Annotated in this window: 18 protein-coding genes and 1 pseudogene; 8 read left to right on the top strand and 11 right to left on the bottom strand. The window is 67.3% G+C overall.

The features are described from left to right. The 6 genes and pseudogenes from NA11_RS06245 to NA11_RS45505 form a co-directional block, all read right to left on the bottom strand. Positions 1-609 (bottom strand): annotated as a pseudogene (locus NA11_RS06245) (AAA family ATPase); the annotation flags it as partial. Positions 610-666: 57 nt separating this feature from the next. Continuing rightward, positions 667-1,098 carry a hypothetical protein gene (locus NA11_RS06240; protein WP_069160752.1) on the bottom strand — a complete coding sequence of 144 codons (432 nt, stop codon included), beginning with the start codon at positions 1,096-1,098 and terminating at the stop codon, positions 667-669. Positions 1,099-1,183: 85 nt separating this feature from the next. Then, positions 1,184-1,537 carry a UBP-type zinc finger domain-containing protein gene (locus NA11_RS06235; protein WP_069160751.1) on the bottom strand — a complete coding sequence of 118 codons (354 nt, stop codon included), beginning with the start codon at positions 1,535-1,537 and terminating at the stop codon, positions 1,184-1,186. Then, positions 1,534-3,036 carry an ATP-binding protein gene (locus NA11_RS06230; protein ID WP_069160750.1) on the bottom strand — a complete coding sequence of 501 codons (1,503 nt, stop codon included), beginning with the start codon at positions 3,034-3,036 and terminating at the stop codon, positions 1,534-1,536. Before NA11_RS06230 ends, NA11_RS06235 begins: the two co-directional genes overlap by 4 nt. Before the next feature lie 15 nt (positions 3,037-3,051). Next, on the bottom strand, positions 3,052-4,719 hold the full coding sequence (locus NA11_RS06225; protein ID WP_069160749.1) for an NAD(P)/FAD-dependent oxidoreductase: 1,668 nt from the start codon (positions 4,717-4,719) through the stop codon (positions 3,052-3,054). A gap of 69 nt (positions 4,720-4,788) precedes the next feature. Beyond that, positions 4,789-4,947 carry a hypothetical protein gene (locus NA11_RS45505; protein WP_167837577.1) on the bottom strand — a complete coding sequence of 53 codons (159 nt, stop codon included), beginning with the start codon at positions 4,945-4,947 and terminating at the stop codon, positions 4,789-4,791. A gap of 209 nt (positions 4,948-5,156) precedes the next feature. Here NA11_RS45505 and NA11_RS06220 point away from each other — a divergent pair, with 209 nt between their 5' ends. Then, on the top strand, positions 5,157-5,612 hold the full coding sequence (locus NA11_RS06220; protein ID WP_069160748.1) for an SRPBCC family protein: 456 nt from the start codon (positions 5,157-5,159) through the stop codon (positions 5,610-5,612). 84 nt (positions 5,613-5,696) lie between these two features. Here the strand turns inward: NA11_RS06220 and NA11_RS06215 are convergent, their stop codons facing one another. From NA11_RS06215 to NA11_RS06200, 4 genes are all read right to left on the bottom strand, one after another. Further along, complete coding sequence (locus NA11_RS06215) at positions 5,697-6,212, bottom strand: hypothetical protein (RefSeq protein ID WP_069160747.1); 516 nt, start codon at positions 6,210-6,212, stop codon at positions 5,697-5,699. 16 nt (positions 6,213-6,228) lie between these two features. Then, positions 6,229-7,287 (bottom strand): hypothetical protein, encoded by a 1,059-nt coding sequence (locus tag NA11_RS06210; protein WP_141717432.1) that lies wholly within the window; start codon positions 7,285-7,287, stop codon positions 6,229-6,231. A 228-nt stretch (positions 7,288-7,515) separates the two neighbouring features. After that, positions 7,516-7,809 (bottom strand): WXG100 family type VII secretion target, encoded by a 294-nt coding sequence (locus NA11_RS06205; RefSeq protein ID WP_069160745.1) that lies wholly within the window; start codon positions 7,807-7,809, stop codon positions 7,516-7,518. A 41-nt stretch (positions 7,810-7,850) separates the two neighbouring features. Further along, entirely contained in the window at positions 7,851-8,186 is a 336-nt protein-coding gene (locus NA11_RS06200; RefSeq protein WP_084654210.1) for a WXG100 family type VII secretion target, read from the bottom strand. A 167-nt stretch (positions 8,187-8,353) separates the two neighbouring features. Between NA11_RS06200 and NA11_RS06195 the strand changes: the two genes are divergently transcribed. After that, on the top strand, positions 8,354-9,067 hold the full coding sequence (locus tag NA11_RS06195) for an SIMPL domain-containing protein (RefSeq protein WP_069160743.1): 714 nt from the start codon (positions 8,354-8,356) through the stop codon (positions 9,065-9,067). Between the two features lie 51 nt (positions 9,068-9,118). Here the strand turns inward: NA11_RS06195 and NA11_RS06190 are convergent, their stop codons facing one another. Next, on the bottom strand, positions 9,119-10,147 hold the full coding sequence (locus NA11_RS06190) for a beta-ketoacyl-ACP synthase III (protein WP_069160742.1): 1,029 nt from the start codon (positions 10,145-10,147) through the stop codon (positions 9,119-9,121). A gap of 231 nt (positions 10,148-10,378) precedes the next feature. Between NA11_RS06190 and NA11_RS06185 the strand changes: the two genes are divergently transcribed. The 6 genes from NA11_RS06185 to NA11_RS06160 all read left to right on the top strand — a co-directional run bounded on the left by NA11_RS06185 (position 10,379) and on the right by NA11_RS06160 (position 15,582). Beyond that, entirely contained in the window at positions 10,379-10,651 is a 273-nt protein-coding gene (locus NA11_RS06185) for a GlsB/YeaQ/YmgE family stress response membrane protein (protein ID WP_069160741.1), read from the top strand. Between the two features lie 102 nt (positions 10,652-10,753). Further along, positions 10,754-11,482: a phosphatidylserine decarboxylase gene (locus tag NA11_RS06180; protein WP_069160740.1), complete on the top strand. Its 729-nt coding sequence runs from the start codon at positions 10,754-10,756 to the stop codon at positions 11,480-11,482. Further along, positions 11,482-12,384: a CDP-alcohol phosphatidyltransferase family protein gene (locus tag NA11_RS06175; RefSeq protein WP_439957046.1), complete on the top strand. Its 903-nt coding sequence runs from the start codon at positions 11,482-11,484 to the stop codon at positions 12,382-12,384. Before NA11_RS06180 ends, NA11_RS06175 begins: the two co-directional genes overlap by 1 nt. 59 nt (positions 12,385-12,443) lie before the next feature. Further along, on the top strand, positions 12,444-13,556 hold the full coding sequence (locus tag NA11_RS06170; protein WP_084654208.1) for an RNA polymerase sigma-70 factor: 1,113 nt from the start codon (positions 12,444-12,446) through the stop codon (positions 13,554-13,556). A gap of 91 nt (positions 13,557-13,647) precedes the next feature. Then, positions 13,648-14,736 (top strand): NAD(P)/FAD-dependent oxidoreductase, encoded by a 1,089-nt coding sequence (locus NA11_RS06165; protein WP_069160738.1) that lies wholly within the window; start codon positions 13,648-13,650, stop codon positions 14,734-14,736. 123 nt (positions 14,737-14,859) lie between these two features. Further along, on the top strand, positions 14,860-15,582 hold the full coding sequence (locus tag NA11_RS06160) for a Clp protease N-terminal domain-containing protein (protein ID WP_069160737.1): 723 nt from the start codon (positions 14,860-14,862) through the stop codon (positions 15,580-15,582). The last annotated feature ends 206 nt before the right edge of the window (positions 15,583-15,788 follow it).

The following is a 15,788-nucleotide window of genomic DNA, read 5'->3' as shown; positions in this document are numbered from 1 at the left end:
CTGCGGGACCGGCGTGCCGGCCAGCGCGCGATCGGCGGCGTTTCTGGCGGCGACCACACCTGCGCCCCACACCACCGCGGTGTTCGGTTGCACGCTCACCGGGCCGCGTGGATCGGTGGTCGTTACGGTGAGCAGTTCGGTGGTCCACGCGATGCCGAAGGTGCGCGAAAGCGCTTGGGAGGCAGCGGCGGAGCTGATATCCGGCCCGAGATCGCGGGGCAGCAGCGAGACCGCGTCGCCAACGGTCACCACCTTGCCGAGCAGTGCCTGGCGCAGGGTCGCCGCCGGGATAGTGCGCGTGGCGTGCACCGAGCCGCTCACCGAGATCTGCTTCGCGCCGTACACGGTGACCGGCGCGACCACCACGGTCGCGTCCTCACGCAGGCCTGCATTGGACAGCGTCACATCATCGAGCAACGCGACCCCGGCGGGGGTGCCCGCCGGGGCGACCCCGACCACCGCGGCGGTGCGCCGCGCGCCGACCAGCGCGATGCCGTCCCACTCGCGCAACCCGAGCGCGGTGAGCGCCTCGGGATGCAGCCGCACCACGCCGCGGCGTGCGTCGGCCGCGGACGGATTCAATCGAGCGGTGAGCGCCAGTTCTGCCACCGTGCCATTCTGCCGCGCCGACGGCGGGCTGTGGCCGGGACGGCGGCAGCCGCGGACTTACTTGTCCTTGGGCAGGATCCCGACGGCGACCGCGACCGACGTGTTCGCGGCGCTGCCCGACAGGCAGACCAGCTTCGCCGTGCCGAGCGCGACATTCGGGCTGCCCGCGAACTTGCTGTCGGGGTTCTCCGCCAGGATCTGCTCGATCAGCGCCTTCTCCGCGTTGGTGTCGAGCGTCTTGAACTCGGCGCAGGTGGTCTTCGACGCGGCGCCGGACGCGCCGGTGTCCGACTTGCTCGCGGGCGGCGTGCCCGTGCTGGAGGCGGCGGCGGACGTCGACGGCTTGGCCGCCGCCGACGTCGTGCTCGTTGCCGAGCTGCCCTTGCGCAGCCCGTTCGCATCGGCGGCGTCGTTCGAGGACCCGCCGCAGCCTGCCAGCAGCAAAGCCGCCGTCCCGATGGCTAGGACGAGGGCGGAAGTTCGCTTCATACCGTGCTTTCCCCGGTGGATCTGTCGGTTCGATGGTGGCCGGAGGCCCGGCGCATTCGGTGCAGCGTACCGGGTGCCGCACGAGTCAGTGGATGTGTGCCTGCCAGTCCGCAGGCACCCTGGCGCGCGGGCCTGGCGCGCCCTGATCGGCGGGGTGGCTGGTCGGCGGTGCGAGTTCCGGTCCGTCGCCGTACATCTCCTCGGTCTGGAAGTTCCAGTACCAGTCCTCGCCGGGCTCGAAGCTCTGAATGAACGGGTGGCCGGTGTTTTTCGCGTGCTTGGTTGCGTGCTGCTCGGGCGAGGTGTCGCAACAGCCGATGTGCCCGCACTGGGCGCAGCGGCGCAGGTGCACCCACCAGCCTTCGGCGGCTTCGCATTCCATACATCCGGTGCCGCTCGGCGGGACAGCCGTATCGATGCCTTCGAGCTCCTGCGTCATGGATGACCTCCTACGATGGGTTCCGGTGCGGCGTCGGCCTGTTCCTCTGGTGTGCGGTGCAACGGCAGCCAGACCGTGAAAACGGTCTTGCCAGGCTTGGATTCGACCTGAATGTCACCGTCGTGCTTGTTCACCACGATCCGGAACGAGATGTCGAGGCCGAGCCCGGTGCCCTCGCCCATCGGCTTGGTGGTGAAGAACGGCTCGAAGATCCTGGTGCGCACCGCTTCGGGGATGCCGGGTCCGGTATCGCCGATCTCGATGACGGCACAGTCGTTTTCGTGCCTGGTGCGGATGGTGAGCGTGCCCTGGCCCTGCATCGCGTACACCGCGTTGTCGATCAGGTTGGTCCATACCTGGTTCAATTCCGCTGCGTAACAGGGCACCTGGGGCAGCGACCGCTCGTATTCCTTGACGACCTCGACCCCGTCGCCGATCTTGCGGCTGAGCATCACCAGCGTGCTGTCCAACAGGTCGTGGATGTCGACCACCTGGAACGGCGCCCGGTCCATCTGCGAATACTGCTTGGCCGCATTGACCAGCGAGGAGATGCGCGTCGTCGAGTCGGCGATCTCGTTCATCAGCAGCTCGGTCTCGATGGTGTAGTTCAACCAGCGGATCGCGCCTTGGAACACCTGCTCGGGCGCGCCTTCCAAGGTGGCGCCGACCCGCTCGAGCCAGTCGACGTCGAATCCGGCCTGCACGAAGTTCGGCGCGAGGTTCCAGCCGTCGAGGATGCCGTGCTCCTCCAGCCACTCGCCGAGCACGTCCTCACGGTCGGCGGCCTCCATCGGCGTCAACTCGGGCGCCTTGGCCACCTGCGCCGCCGCCTCCTCCTGCAACCGCACCAGCGCGCCGAGGGATTCGGTGTCGAACTTGCCCTCGGCCATCATGGCCAGCTTGTGCCGCATGCCCGCGACCCGTTCGCGCAGGCCCGAGGTCGCCCGGACGGCCGCGGCGGCCGGATTGTTCAGCTCATGGGTGAGGCCCGCCGACAGCGAGCCGAGGGCGAGCAGGCGCTCGCGCTGACCGACCCGCGCGTTCGCGTTCCTGTTGCCGAAGAACACGCCTTCGAGCAGGTGCACAGCCATCGGGAACCACTCGTGCATCATGTCGGCGAAGATCTCGCTGTCGAGCACGAAGAACCGGGACGGCCTGGTCACCGACAGCGAGCTGTTGTAGGTCTGGTCGACCTTGTCGCCGAGGTAGGCGCTCCACGCGCCCGCGTAGGAGCCGTGGTGCTGCGTGCGGACCAGCTCGATCTCGGTGCCGCCGGACAGCTTGGTCAGCACCACCTCGCCGTCCATCAGCACGTAGAAGCAGGTGGCAGGCTCGCCCTCGCGGAAGACCAGGCCGGGTTCGATGGATTCGATCCGCCCGTCCCGGCACAGCCAGTCCAGCTGTTCGTCGGTCAACTTCTCGAACAGGAACAGGGTGCGCAATTCCGCGGGGTCGCAGACCATTCGGCTGCTGCGCTCCGCGTTTTCCGTTGAATTCATCTGCCAGCCTCCTGTTTACGCCAGGTACCGATGCACGAGCATCACCGCCATCGCACCTTCGCCGACTGCCGAGGCGACGCGTTTGGCCGAATCGGCGTGCACGTCGCCTGCCACGAACACCCCGGGCACGCTCGTTTCCAAATGGTGTGGCGGCCTCGGCAATTCCCAGCCCGCCGGGCGTCCGCCGTCGACGAGCAGGTCCGGCCCGGCCAGCACATACCCGGCCTGATCGCGGGTGATCACGCCGTCGAGCCAGCCGGTCTGCGGCGCGGCGCCGATGAACAGGAACAGCCGTTCGGCCTCGGCCTTCTCCTCGTTGCCTGTCTGGTTGTCGCGCAACACGATCTGCTGCAGGTGCTCGTCGCCGTCGGCGGCGGTCACCTCGGTATTGGTGTGCACCTTGATGTTCGGGATCTGCGCGATCTGCTGGATCAGGTAGTGCGACATCGAGTTCTCCAGCGACTCGGACCGCACGACCAGGTGCACGGTCTTCGCGTTGCGGGACAGGAACACCGCGGCCTGTCCCGCCGAGTTGGCGCCGCCGACGATGTAGACGTCGCGGTCGGCGCATTCGGCGGCCTCGGTCATCGCCGAGCCGTAATACACACCACGACCGGTGAATTCGTCGACACCGGGCGCGGGGTGCCTGCGGTAGTCGACACCGGTCGCGATGATCACCGTGTGCGCGCAGAGCCTGCCGCCGTCGGCGAAGCGCACCGTGCGCGCGGAACCGTTCACCTCGAGCCCGACCACCTCGCGGGTGGTGATCACCTCGGCGCCGAATTTCGCCGCCTGCCGCCGTGCCCGATCGGCCAGCTGTGCGCCGGACACTCCGTCGGGGAAGCCGAGGTAGTTCTCGATGCGGGAGCTCTGCCCGGCCTGACCGCCGGTCGCGGTGCGCTCGACGAGCACGGTCCGCAGACCCTCCGACGCGCCGTAGACCGCCGCGCCGAGGCCTGCGGGTCCGCCGCCGACCACGATCAGGTCGTAGAAATCGCCCGTCGCGTTGACGGTGAGTCCGACGTGCTCGGCCAGCTCGCTGTCCGAGGGCTGCACCAGTGCGGCACCGGCCGCGGTGATCACCACCGGACACCGTTCGGGATCGGCGCCTGCAGCCTCGAGCAGCCGCGTGCCCTCCGGTTCGTCGGCCAGGTACCAGCGGTAGGGCAGCTGATTGCGGGCCAGGAACTCGCGCACTTCCGAGGACCGCGGCGACCAGCGGTTGCCGACCACCTTGGTCTCGGTGATCGGCCGGTGTTCGCTGCTGCGCCAGGCGTCGATCAGGCCGTCCAGCACCGGGTACAGCTTCTCCTCCGGCGGGTCCCATGGCTTGAGCAGATAGTGGTCGAGATCGACCACATTGATCGCATCGATCGCGGCGCTGGTGTCGGCGTAGGCGGTCAGCAGCACGCGGCGTGCGTACGGGTGCAGGTCCATCGCCTGCTCGAGGAATTCGATGCCGTCCATGCCAGGCATCCGGTAGTCGGCGATCAGCACCGCGACAGGCTGACCGCGCAATTTCATCTCGCGCAGGGCATCGAGCGCCTGGGCGCCCGATTCCGCGCGCAGAATCCGGTAATCGGCGCCGTAGCGGCGTCGTAGGTCGCGGACGACCGCGCGGGAAACACCGGGATCATCGTCGACGCTCAAGATGGCCGGCTTCGTGGCAGCGGGAGAACTCACCCAACGAGTATGGCCGCTCGCGCAAACCACGTCGTCGGCGTTTCTCTCGCAGCGGACGCAGCGTTCGCGTCACACCTTGTGATGGCGCAACAGGTCGAGTTCGTTGGGGGTCAGAAGTCGTTCGAGATTCTCGGCCGACGGGCCGCGAGCGGACGCGCCGTCGGGGTCGCTGACGGGAAGCAGCGGAACGTGTTCCGCGTGCCTATGCAAGAAAGAGCGCAGTTTCACGGCCGATCACCTCACGTTTTGACGGAAAAGCTGGAGGCAGTGTCTTTGCTTCTTCTATCCGGCATTGTGCGCCCGGCATTACCAAGATCGATGCACAACATGCTGAATGTGACCCAACTGTCTTCCCGATTAAACTGTGTGCTGACCATCAAGCGTGCTCGGCCGGGCATCATGCACCGGCCCGACCGCCTGGACTTGCGGAGGCACCGTTGGCAAAGAATCTCGAAGTGACCATCGACATCACCGCTCCGCCGGAGCAGGTGTGGTCGGTGATTTCCGACCTCGGGCGGATGCCCGAGTTCAGCCCGCAGTGCGTGCGGATGCTGCTGCTCGGGTCGGCGAAGCCGGGTACCTGGACGCTGCACCTGAACAAGGACGGCAAGAAGTACTGGCCGACCACGGGGCGCATCGTGCGGTACGAGCCGAATCGGTCCTTCGCCTTCAAGATCAACGACAATCGCACGATCTGGAGCTACACGCTCGAGCCGACCGAAACCGGCACCAGGCTGATCGAACGCCGCGATGTCCCCAACGGCACGACCTGGATCTCCCGCAAGGCCATCAACGCCGCGCTCGGCGGCGAGGAAGCCTTCGAGGAGGAGCTGGTCCGCGGCATGAACGAAACGCTCGGCAAGATCAAAGCCGCAGTCGAGTCGCGCGGCTGAGCCGCGACCGATCCAGCGTGTTCGGCCGCGGGATACCGGGTTCGGTGCGTATGTTGCCGCCACAGGGTGGTCTGAGTCCGCCGGTCAGCCGGTGACGCCACCACACCATCGCTGTGCGAGCTCCGGCAGATGCCGCGAAGCATTCGCCATGTCCTCGGCGTACACCGTGAATTCGGCGCATCCCGCCTCGACCGACTGCCCGAGTGCCGACTCCACGAACCCGCGGTCCCCGCCGACAAGGACGAACTCGTCGACCGACAACAGCACGACCGCCGCAAGATCCAGCGAGGCGATCACGATATCGAACGGCGCGTGCTGCCACCACCAATCGTTCACCCCGGCAAGGTCGATCGCGACAGCCTGATTCGCCTGTCCTGGCCCGAGTTCGGCGGTCGTCAAGCAATACACTTCGTGATACCCCCGATCGGCGAACGCCGCCAGAATCCGACGACCCGACGGATCCTGCGTGAGCTCCGAAATCTCTGCTCCCGGCACCACCACGCGCTCGCTTGCCGATGACCATGTGGCGCTCAGTTCCTGCTCGGATTCCAGCAGAGCAGCTCGGACGCGCCCAGCTTCTTCGTCGGTCAGTTCCCGCATCGCGTCATGGCTCCGTTCAAGGGTTGTACCTGTACTTGCTCGCTTCTGTGCCCTTCTGCTGGATGGAGATGGTCACTCTGCCATCCGACGAGCTCCGCAACGATATGTCACTGCCATCCGGTAGGCGTGCGACCTTGGTGCCGTTGGGGTACGTAGTGACCTCTTGCCCCTCGGTGATCCGTTCGAAATCCTTTTGCGCCTGCTCTGAGCCGCCGTCCTTGGATTTGATGATCGACTTCTTGTCCTTTTCGAGAGTCGCGCCTTCGTCGAGAATCTTCTCGGCGTCCGCGCGAGACGACACCTTGGGTTTGGTCGGTAGCTTTTCCTTTGGCTTCTCCTTCTTCGTGAGATCCTTGATGCGCTGCAGGTTCGCCTTCAGTCGTTTGAGGTCTCTGCTCGCCTTGACGCCTTCAGCGATCTTCTTGGCGATCTTCCAGCTGCCGACGAATGCGCTGATCGCCCTGGCGGCCTTCACGACCGTGTGGGAGCCCTTGGCCACCGCGGCACCGGCCGCGAGGCCGAAGCTGAAGACCGATGCGACGGCGCCGAAGGCGAGTGTCATCCCGGCCTCGATCGCCATGTCTTTGAGAATCTCGGTCAGTTTGTCCCGGAGTTCACCGATCGCGGCACGATGATCACGGCACGACTGCGCCAGCTCGCCGCACGCGTGCTGCAGGTCGACGGCAGCGGTGTGCAGCCCTCGCAGATCCTCCGCGATATATTGGGCCTCATCAGTTTTGACTGCGTCGAAGCGTCCTGGCAATGCAGCGAGAATCGCGATGCTGTTGACGATTACATCGCCGGTGGCCATGGTGTTCCACACCGTGATCGCCAAATCCAGTTTGTCTGGATCGCCATCGGGTACCGGAATATCGAGCGCTTCGATGAGGCCGATTCCGATTTTGTCCGCCAAACCTTGACCAGGGCCGCCCGCCGAAGGCGGCGAGCTGAGTCGGCTCGCCCCGAACTGTGGCGCAGGTGACGGTGGATCGTCGTTGTTGGGGTTGCTGTCCGCCAGTGCATGGCTGTAGCCCAACTCCGCGACGATCTCGCTGTAGTTGGCCAATGCCGCCACCAGATCACCGGCGGTCGCGATCGCGTCGGCGGCCCGCTCGTCATAGGACTTTGCCCAGGCGAGGCCGGAGTCATAGCTTCCGGCCATCGTGGCGCACTCGGTGAGGCCACCTAGGGCCAACGTGAAGAAGGCATCGAATCCGGCTGCGGCTTGCAGACATTGACGACCGACGTCATAGAAGACCTGAGGATCGACCTCGATTACTTGTCCCTCGGGTGCCATGCCGAGTCAGCGGCGGCCGAGCGTGCGCAGATTGGTCTCGACCGCGGTGGTGTATCGCGTTCGCGCGTCCTCGGCTGCCTGCCGCATCGTCTCGATCCCCTCCGCGGCTTCGGTCGCCGCGGCGACCCACTGCCGGAACGCCGCAGCTTGTGCATCAGCCGCTGCGCCGGTCCAGGTCTGTTGCAAGGTGGCGATCCGCTGCTGCAGACCGGTGAGTGTCTCTGTCAAGAATCCAGTGAATCCGGCGATACGAGTATCGATATTCTCCAGCTCGGCCAGATCGACTCGATATCCGTCCATAACCGCCCCGCCTCGGTCGAATATTGCCGCATTCCGCGGACTCAGCCCTGCTCCGGTAGATCCAGTGAGCTCAGTGACTGTGCGTTTGCACCGTCGGTGCGATCGTACCGAGCGCTGCTCACGCCAAGCGATTCGGCCATTGTTGCCAGCGACTCGAGCACCGTCATGGCGGCCGCTCGGGTTTCTTCCCAGCCGGTGCGATATGAATCCGACAACCCGCCCTGCCAGAATTCGAGCAGTCGATTCACGTCGGCATCCACCGAGCGAAGGCCGTTGACCAACGACTCCGAGGCCTGCCGAACGAACGTGCCCGCGTCGGCGACCTCCGACGGCACGGCCCACAACTCCGGCGCATTCCTTCCGGTATCAGCGCTCACGACGACATCCCCTCGTTCGGCTTGTGTGCAGCGCCAGCGTAGTCAGCCCCGTGTCCCGCGTCGACAATGCGCCGGACCACCGAGCTGTCCGCGTCGGGGGGTTTGACCGCGCCGATCCAGCGTGTTCGGCCGCGGGACACCGGGTTCGGTGCGTATGTTGCCGAGGTATGCGACGAATGACGCGCTGGTCCGCGGCTGTTGCCGTGCTTGCGGGAGCCGCTGTGCTGGTGAGCGGCTGTGGCTCGGCCGATTCCGGACCGCAGCGTGACGTCACGGTCGTCGGTACCGGTCAGGTGCGTGGCGCCCCGGATATCTTGAACGGCGATATCGGCGTCGAGGTGACGGCCGACAACGTCTCGGCGGCGATTGCGCGCGCCAACGAGAAGGCGAAGGCGATGACCGACGCCATGGTCGGGGCCGGGGCGGTCCGCGAGGACGTGCGTACCACCGACGTCTCGATCCAACCGCAGTACGCGGGCGGGCCGAACGGCGGCAACACCGTCGTCGGCTATCGAGCGACGAACTCGGTTCGGGTCGTCGTGCGTGACCTGAGCAAGGCCTCCGGTGTGCTCGACAGCGCGATCGCCGCTGGCGGCAACGAAACCAGGCTGCGCTCAGTGTCCTTCGCGATCGACGACAACTCGAAGCTGCTCGCCGACGCGCGGGCCCGCGCCTTCGCCGACGCCAAAGCGCGGGCAGAACAGTACGCGGTGCTGGCCGGGGTGAAGCTCACCGACGTGCTCACCATCTCCGAGGCGAGCACTCGCGACGACAGCCCGAAGACGGCCGCGCGCGACGCGGGATCGGCGGCATCGCTTCCGCTGGAACCAGGCACGCAGACGGTGACGTTCACGGTGAAGGTCACCTGGGGGCTTGGCTGATGTCGGCTGGGGCCGGGCGCTGATGTCGACGCCGGGTGCTGATGTCGACGGTTACTGCCACTTGGGCAGCGTCACCACCTGTGCCGCGTAGGACAGTCCCGCGCCGAACGCGATGAGCAACGCGGTGTCGCCCGGCTTGGATTCGCCCTTGCGCAGCAGCGCCTCCATGGCCAGCGGGATCGACGCGGCCGACGTGTTGCCGGTTTCCTCGATGTCGTTGGCTAGCGCGCAGTGCTCAGGCAGCTTCAGTACCCGCGCCATGATCTCGATGATCCGGCCGTTGGCCTGGTGCGGGATCATCGCGTCCAGGTCGTCGGTGGACAGTCCGGCCCGGTCGACGGCGTCGCGGCAGACCTTCTCCAGCGAGTGTGCGGCCCAACGGAATACCGCGGTGCCCTCCATCGCCATGTAGGGGCGCACGGCGGCGGTGCCCTTTTCCTCGATCTCCTGGAAGAACTCGACCCAGTCCTTGTCCTGGCGGATCGCGTGGTGCTGGGTGCCGTCGGAACCCCAGACCGTCGGCCCGATGCCCTGCTCGTCCGACGGGCCGACGACCACGGCGCCCGCGCCGTCGGCGAACAGGAACGCCGTCGAGCGGTCGGTCGGGTTGATGGTGTCGGTGAGCTTCTCCGCGCCGATCACCAGCACGTGCTGGGCGGTGCCGATCCGGACCAGGTCCGAGGCGAGCGCGAGGGCGTGGCAGAAGCCTGCGCAGCCCGCGGAGACGTCGAACGCGGCGGAGCCGTTCATGCCGAGGTCGGTGGCGATGCGCGGTGCGGCGGCGGGGGTGAGCAGCAGATGGGTCGAGGTCGCGACGATCACGCAGTCGACCTGATCGACGGCGATGCCCGACGATGCCAGTGCGTCACGCGCGGCCGCGACGCTCATGCTGTGCAGGGTTTCGGACTTGTCGGCGAACCGCCGGGTCTTGATGCCGGACCTGGTCTGGATCCACTCATCGCTCGAGTTGATCGGACCGGCCACTTCGTCGTTGGTCACGACTCGGGCCGGGCGGTAAACGCCGAGCCCGAGGATCGCCGTGTGCTCTGCCCCTGTGGTCTGGGCGATGCGAGCAGCCATGTGCGTCTCCTATGTACCTGCGGCACCGGCGCCGGGTCGTCCGCGCGAAGCCTCGAAAGGGTCCCTCATCAACAAGCCAACACCTACGGAGCCGTAGACATGAGGCCCCCTCATATTAGCCCGAGAATCGCCGATCTGTCGTGCGTATTCTCACATCCCCCGGGTATACCCTCGTAGCACGCTGAATTGCTTTCAGGCGGCGTGAAACCCAACTAGTGATGCGAGGTCACCATGCTCGGTCTCGGGATTATCGGGTGGATCATCATCGGCGGTCTTGCGGGCTGGATCGCCAGCAAGATCATGAAGACGGATGCCCAGCAGGGCATCCTGCTCAACATCGTCGTAGGCATCGTCGGCGGCCTGCTCGGTGGGTTCTTCTTGAAGTTGCTTGGTGTCGATGTCCAAGGTGGCGGCCTCTGGTTCAGCTTCTTCACCTGCCTCGGTGGCGCGGTGATCCTGCTGTTCCTGGTCGGGCTGGTGACAGGACGCAAAGTCCGAAGCTGACGACGCCGTGCCACAGGCTCCTGTCCCGTAAGGTGTGAACGCTTGCGCCGGTCCTATCGTTGAAGGCGCGATCCGTCTGCATCTAGCACGAAAGAGGAGCCTGTGGCCCGCCGTCCCACGCCGCCCGGCACGCCTGAACGCACCGGAGTCGGTCACGTTGCCGATCTGATCCGCAACGCGATTCCCCCACTGCATCCCGCCGGGCTTCCGTTTGTCGCAGCACCCCTCGCGGTCGCCGTCCTCGGCGGCAGGCGCAAGTGGGTACGCCGAACGGGACTGCTGGCCGCCGCTGCGTGTGCGACGTTCTTCCGCCACCCGAATCGGGTGCCGCCGAACCGGGCAGGCGCCGTGGTCGCGCCCGCCGACGGCGAGGTCGCCCTCGTCGATACCGCCGCTCCGCCAGCGGAATTGGGCCTCGGCGAGCAGCCGCTGCCCCGGGTGAGCATCTTCCTCTCAGTGCTCGACGTGCACGTGCAGCGCACGCCGGTGTCCGGCGTCGTGCGCAGCGTGCTGCATCAGCCGGGCAAGTTCCTCTCCGCCGACCTGCCGGAAGCCAGTGCCGCGAACGAGCGCAACAGCATGGTGCTCGATACCGCGGAAGGCCAGCAGGTGGTGGTGGTGCAGATCGCGGGGCTGCTCGCCCGCCGCATCGTCTGCGACGCCAAAGCCGGGGACAAGCTGACCATCGGCGACACCTACGGGCTGATCCGCTTCGGCTCGCGCGTCGACACCTACTTCCCGGCAGGCACCGAGCTGCTCGTCGAGCCGGGTCAGCGCACCATCGGCGGCGAAACCGTGCTGGCGGTGCTCGAGTCTTCGTCCACTTCATGATGGAGTCGGCTGTTCCGACCCAGCGGCGACGGCGCCGCACGATCCGGCTGCTGCCGAGTGTGGTGACCATCCTGGCGCTGTGCGCCGGGTTGTCCGCGGTGAAGTTCGGCCTGGACAACCGGCTCGACCTCGCGCTCGCGATGATCGGCGCCGCGGCGGTCCTCGACACTCTCGACGGTCGGCTCGCGCGCATGCTCGACGCCACCACCAAGATCGGCGCTGAGCTCGACTCGCTCTCCGATGCCATCTCCTTCGGCGTCGCACCAGCGCTGGTGCTCTATGTGACGCTGCTGCACAGCGAAACCGCGGGCTGGATCATCGCCCTGCTGTTCGCGGTGAGCATCGTGCTGCGGCTGGCCAGGTTCAACACGCTGTTGGACGACGACACCCGCCCGGAATGGTCCCGCGAATACTTCGTCGGGGTGCCCGCGCCGGCGGGCGCGCTCATCGCGATGGTTCCGGTCGCGCTGTTCGTCGAATTCGGCGACGGGTGGTGGGTCGGTTTCTACGCCGTCGCGGCGTGGACCGTCGGTGCGGCGGCGTTGTGCGTCAGCACCATTCCGACGTTGGCCATGAAGTCGGTGTCGGTGGCGCCGCAGGCTGCCGCCGGGTTGCTCGTGCTCGTCGCGCTCGCCGCGGCGCTGCTCGTCACCTTCCCGGTCGTGCTGCTGCTGATCCTGGTCGCGCTGTACCTCGGGCACATTCCGTTCGCCTGGCACTCGCAGCGCTGGGTCGCCGCGCGTCCAGAAACCTGGCAGCACAAGCCCGCCGAGCGGCGCGCGCAACGGCGTGCGCAGCGTCGGCCGGTGATCCGTCGCCCCGCGATTCGCGGCTCCACCGCCCGGCTTCGGTTACGCAGGCCGGGCGGTAAGCAGCGCGGTATCGACGACATGCCGCGCTAGTTACTTCTCGCTGGGATTTCTTAAGGTCTTGGCAAGGGGGGACGCGCAGGCTCCCGGGTATGGACACTCTGGTGACGGTCGGCGGCTTCGGCGGCACGGGGTTCGGCGCCGGTGGTTTCGGTGCGGCGACGTTCGGCCTGAAACGGCTGTTCGGCTTTGCCGGTTCTGCGGGTGGCGAACTCGGGCGACTGTCCGCCCGCGTGAGCGGTACGGTCATGTCCGGAGGTCGGGGCCACACGGGGACGACAGCCGGCGGGGCGGGTAAGCACAGGGAGGTGGCGATGGAGCCGGACGGGGTGCGGGAATTCGTCGGCCATCGACCTCGGCTGTTCGCACTCGCCTATCGCATGCTCGGATCGGCCGCCGAAGCCGAGGACGCCGTGCAGGAGACCTATCTGCGCTGGGACGCCGCCGATCGGAGCCGAATCCGTGCCGCCGAAGCCTGGTTGACGACCGTGCTGGTGAATCACTGTCGCACCGAACTGGTTTCGGCGCGGGCGCGGCGGGAGACCTATGCCGGGCCGTGGCTGCCCGAGCCGGTGCCCACCGCGCACGGCGAGCTCGGCCCGCTGGAGACCGTCGAAGAGCGCGAGCAGGTTTCGCTGGCGCTGCTGACCGCGCTGGAGCGGTTGACCCCGGTCGAGCGGGCGGTCTTCGTGCTGCGCGAGGCGTTCGGCTATGCGCACCGCGAGATCGCCGACATGTTGACCATCAGCGAGTCCAACTCGCAGCAGATCTTCCGGCGGGCGGGCATTCGGGTGCGAGAAGGCCGGGCGCGCTTCGATATTCCGCCCGAGCATGCGGGTGAATTGATTCAGCGGTTCCTCAAGGCGGCACGCAACGGCGACCTCGAAGCGCTGGAGGAGATGTTGACCGCCGATGTCGTCTCGACCGCCGATGGTGGCGGTCAGGTCAACGCGGCCCGGCGGCCGGTCGTCGGTGCGAAGCAGGTCGCGCGGTACCTGGCCGGACTGTTCCGGTGGGAGGTGCCCGGCTGGGAGATCCGCGTCGAGGAGGTCAACGGCGCACCCGCCGCGGTGGCCAGGATCGAGGGAGCCCCGCTCGCGGTGGTCGCGGTGGAGTTCGTCGGCGGCGCGGTCGCCACGCTGCGCCTGGTGGTCAATCCCGAGAAGCTCGCCTACTTCGCGAAGTCCGGTAAGGCGTCCGTGTAAGGGCGTGATGCGGCTCACGGCGGCCCGCTGTCATAGATGGCGGGGCTATCCGGTCTGGATGGTGTCAGCCGATCTAGAGAGGAGCCACATCATGACCGGACAGCATCGGATCGTCGTCCTCGGCGCCGGATACGCGGGCCTGGCCGCCGCACGCCGCCTCGCGGACAAGGCGCGCGGGGCCGAGATCACCGTGGTAGACAGCCGGACCCACTTCGTCGAACGGGTGCGGCTGCATCAACAGGCGGCCGGACAGCGGATTCCGGCGTGGGATCTGCGGGAGCGGTTGGCAGGAAAGAAGATTCGTTTCGTTCGCGCGAGTGCTACGGAGCTCGACACTGAGCAGAAGCGCGTATTGCTCGACACCGCAGCGGCTCTCGACTACGACACCCTGGTCTACGCGCTCGGCAGCAGCGCCGACCTCGACGGTGTGCCTGGTGTTGCCGAACATGCCTGCTCGGTGTCGACGCCCGAGGACACGGCCGGGTTCGCCGCGGTGGCGGGGACCGTCGTCGTGGTCGGCAACGGTGCCACCGGAATCGAGCTGGCTGCGGAACTAGCTGAAACACAAACGGATTCGCACGTTGTACTGCTCGGATCCGCAGAGCCGGGTGCCTGGCTGTCGGCACGCGCACAAGCCCATATCCGTCGGGTGCTGGAGCGGCTCGGCGTCGAGATCCGCTCGGATGCCAAGGTGATCGAGGTGACTGCGGCCGGGGTCCGTCTGGCCGATGGCACGACCATCGAGTCGGCCGCGACGGTGTGGACCGCCGGGTTCGGCGTGCCGGATCTGGCGGCACGGGCCGGTCTCGAGGTGGATGCCACCGGGCGGGTGCTGACCGACTCGTCGCTGCGGTCGACCACGCATCCGGATATCTACGCCGCGGGCGACAGCGCCGTTGTCGCCGGCCCCGGCGGCCGGGAACTGCGGATGGCGTGCGCGACCGCGCTGCCCACCGGCAAGTACGCGGCCGACGCCATCGCCGCACGGCTGCGCGGTGCCGAGCCGGACACGCTGCGGTTCCGGTACGTGGTCCAGTGTGTGAGCCTCGGCCGCCGTGACGGTGTCATCCAGGCGCTGCACGCCGACGATTCGCCCGCGCGCGCGGTGCTGACCGGCCGGGTGGCCGCCTGGGTGAAGGAGGGGATAGTGCGCGGGGCGGCATGGGCAGCGCGTCCGTGAATCACCGTGGCGCCATGGATGTTTCGGGTGTCGGTGCGGCGTCGCCGCACTGGCGTCCGGTAGCGGAGCGCGGTTCGTCAACTTCGGGTTGACGATGAAGGATCGTCAACCTATGGTTGACGCATGACGAACCCTTCGATCCGCCTCGACGACCTGATCGACGGCATCAAGAAAGCCCGCCCCGACAACGCACTCGACCAACTCTCCGACGCGGTGGTCGTCGGAAACCACCTCGGCGAACTCGCCGACCACCTGATCGGACACTTCGTCGACCAGGCGCGCCGGACCGGCGCGTCGTGGACCGATATCGGCGCAAGCATGGGCGTCACCAAGCAGGCCGCGCAGAAGCGTTTCGTGCCGAAGACGCCGGGCGATGCCGGTCAGATGGACCCGAACGCGGGCTTCGCGCGGTTCACCACCCGGGCCCGCGCGGTGGTGGTTGCCGCGCAGGAGGCCGCGCGTACGGCAAACAATGCGCAGATCACGGTCGCGCATCTGGTGCTCGGCCTGCTGTCCGAGCCGGAAGGCCTCGGCGCGGCAGCGATCCCGACCAACGGCGTCACCCTCGACGCGGTCCGCGACGCCGCCAACGCCGCGCTGCCGCCCACCTCGACGGAGCTGCCCGCGCTCATTCCCTTCGACCCGGATGCCAAGAAGGCACTCGAACTCACCTTCCGTGAGGCACTTCGCTTGGGGCACAACTACATCGGCACCGAGCACATTCTGCTCGCGCTGCTGGAGCAGGAGAACGGCAGCGGCTTGCTGACCGACCTCGGGGTCGACAAGGCGAAGACCGAAGCCCATCTGGTCGAGCTGCTTTCCCAGATCGTGGTCCAGGGGCAATGAGCACGGCGCGGTCTGGTGCGGGGCAGGCCGCCGTGGTTGCCGCGCTGCTCGGCATCGGTCTCGTGCTTGCATGGCCGATCCGAATGTGGATCCGCAACGCCCGTCTCGGCTTTCGCGCCGTACGCACGACACGAACGTGTCGGCGCCGGGCAATTCGTCGCAGGGCTACGCAGCAGCAAGCCACGCCGACGCAACGATTCCCCGCA

This window comes from Nocardia altamirensis NBRC 108246, assembly GCF_001612685.1.
Taxonomy (GTDB): Bacteria; Actinomycetota; Actinomycetes; order Mycobacteriales; family Mycobacteriaceae; genus Nocardia; species Nocardia altamirensis.
Note: the sequence above shows the minus strand (reverse complement) of the source record. Positions and strands in the feature narration are given on the sequence as shown.

What these genes read in the sequence shown, in the direction of transcription:
- NA11_RS06240 (WP_069160752.1), bottom strand. Translation starts at nt 1,098, where the DNA reads ATGAAGCGAACTTCCGCCCTCGTCCTAGCCATCGGGACGGCGGCTTTG.
- NA11_RS06235 (WP_069160751.1), bottom strand. Translation starts at nt 1,537, where the DNA reads ATGACGCAGGAGCTCGAAGGCATCGATACGGCTGTCCCGCCGAGCGGC.
- NA11_RS06230 (WP_069160750.1), bottom strand. Translation starts at nt 3,036, where the DNA reads ATGAATTCAACGGAAAACGCGGAGCGCAGCAGCCGAATGGTCTGCGAC.
- NA11_RS06215 (WP_069160747.1), bottom strand. Translation starts at nt 6,212, where the DNA reads ATGCGGGAACTGACCGACGAAGAAGCTGGGCGCGTCCGAGCTGCTCTG.
- NA11_RS06205 (WP_069160745.1), bottom strand. Translation starts at nt 7,809, where the DNA reads ATGGACGGATATCGAGTCGATCTGGCCGAGCTGGAGAATATCGATACT.
- NA11_RS06195 (WP_069160743.1), top strand. Translation starts at nt 8,354, where the DNA reads ATGCGACGAATGACGCGCTGGTCCGCGGCTGTTGCCGTGCTTGCGGGA.
- NA11_RS06190 (WP_069160742.1), bottom strand. Translation starts at nt 10,147, where the DNA reads ATGGCTGCTCGCATCGCCCAGACCACAGGGGCAGAGCACACGGCGATC.
- NA11_RS06185 (WP_069160741.1), top strand. Translation starts at nt 10,379, where the DNA reads ATGCTCGGTCTCGGGATTATCGGGTGGATCATCATCGGCGGTCTTGCG.
- NA11_RS06175 (WP_439957046.1), top strand. Translation starts at nt 11,482, where the DNA reads ATGGAGTCGGCTGTTCCGACCCAGCGGCGACGGCGCCGCACGATCCGG.
- NA11_RS06170 (WP_084654208.1), top strand. Translation starts at nt 12,444, where the DNA reads ATGGACACTCTGGTGACGGTCGGCGGCTTCGGCGGCACGGGGTTCGGC.
- NA11_RS06165 (WP_069160738.1), top strand. Translation starts at nt 13,648, where the DNA reads ATGACCGGACAGCATCGGATCGTCGTCCTCGGCGCCGGATACGCGGGC.
- NA11_RS06160 (WP_069160737.1), top strand. Translation starts at nt 14,860, where the DNA reads ATGACGAACCCTTCGATCCGCCTCGACGACCTGATCGACGGCATCAAG.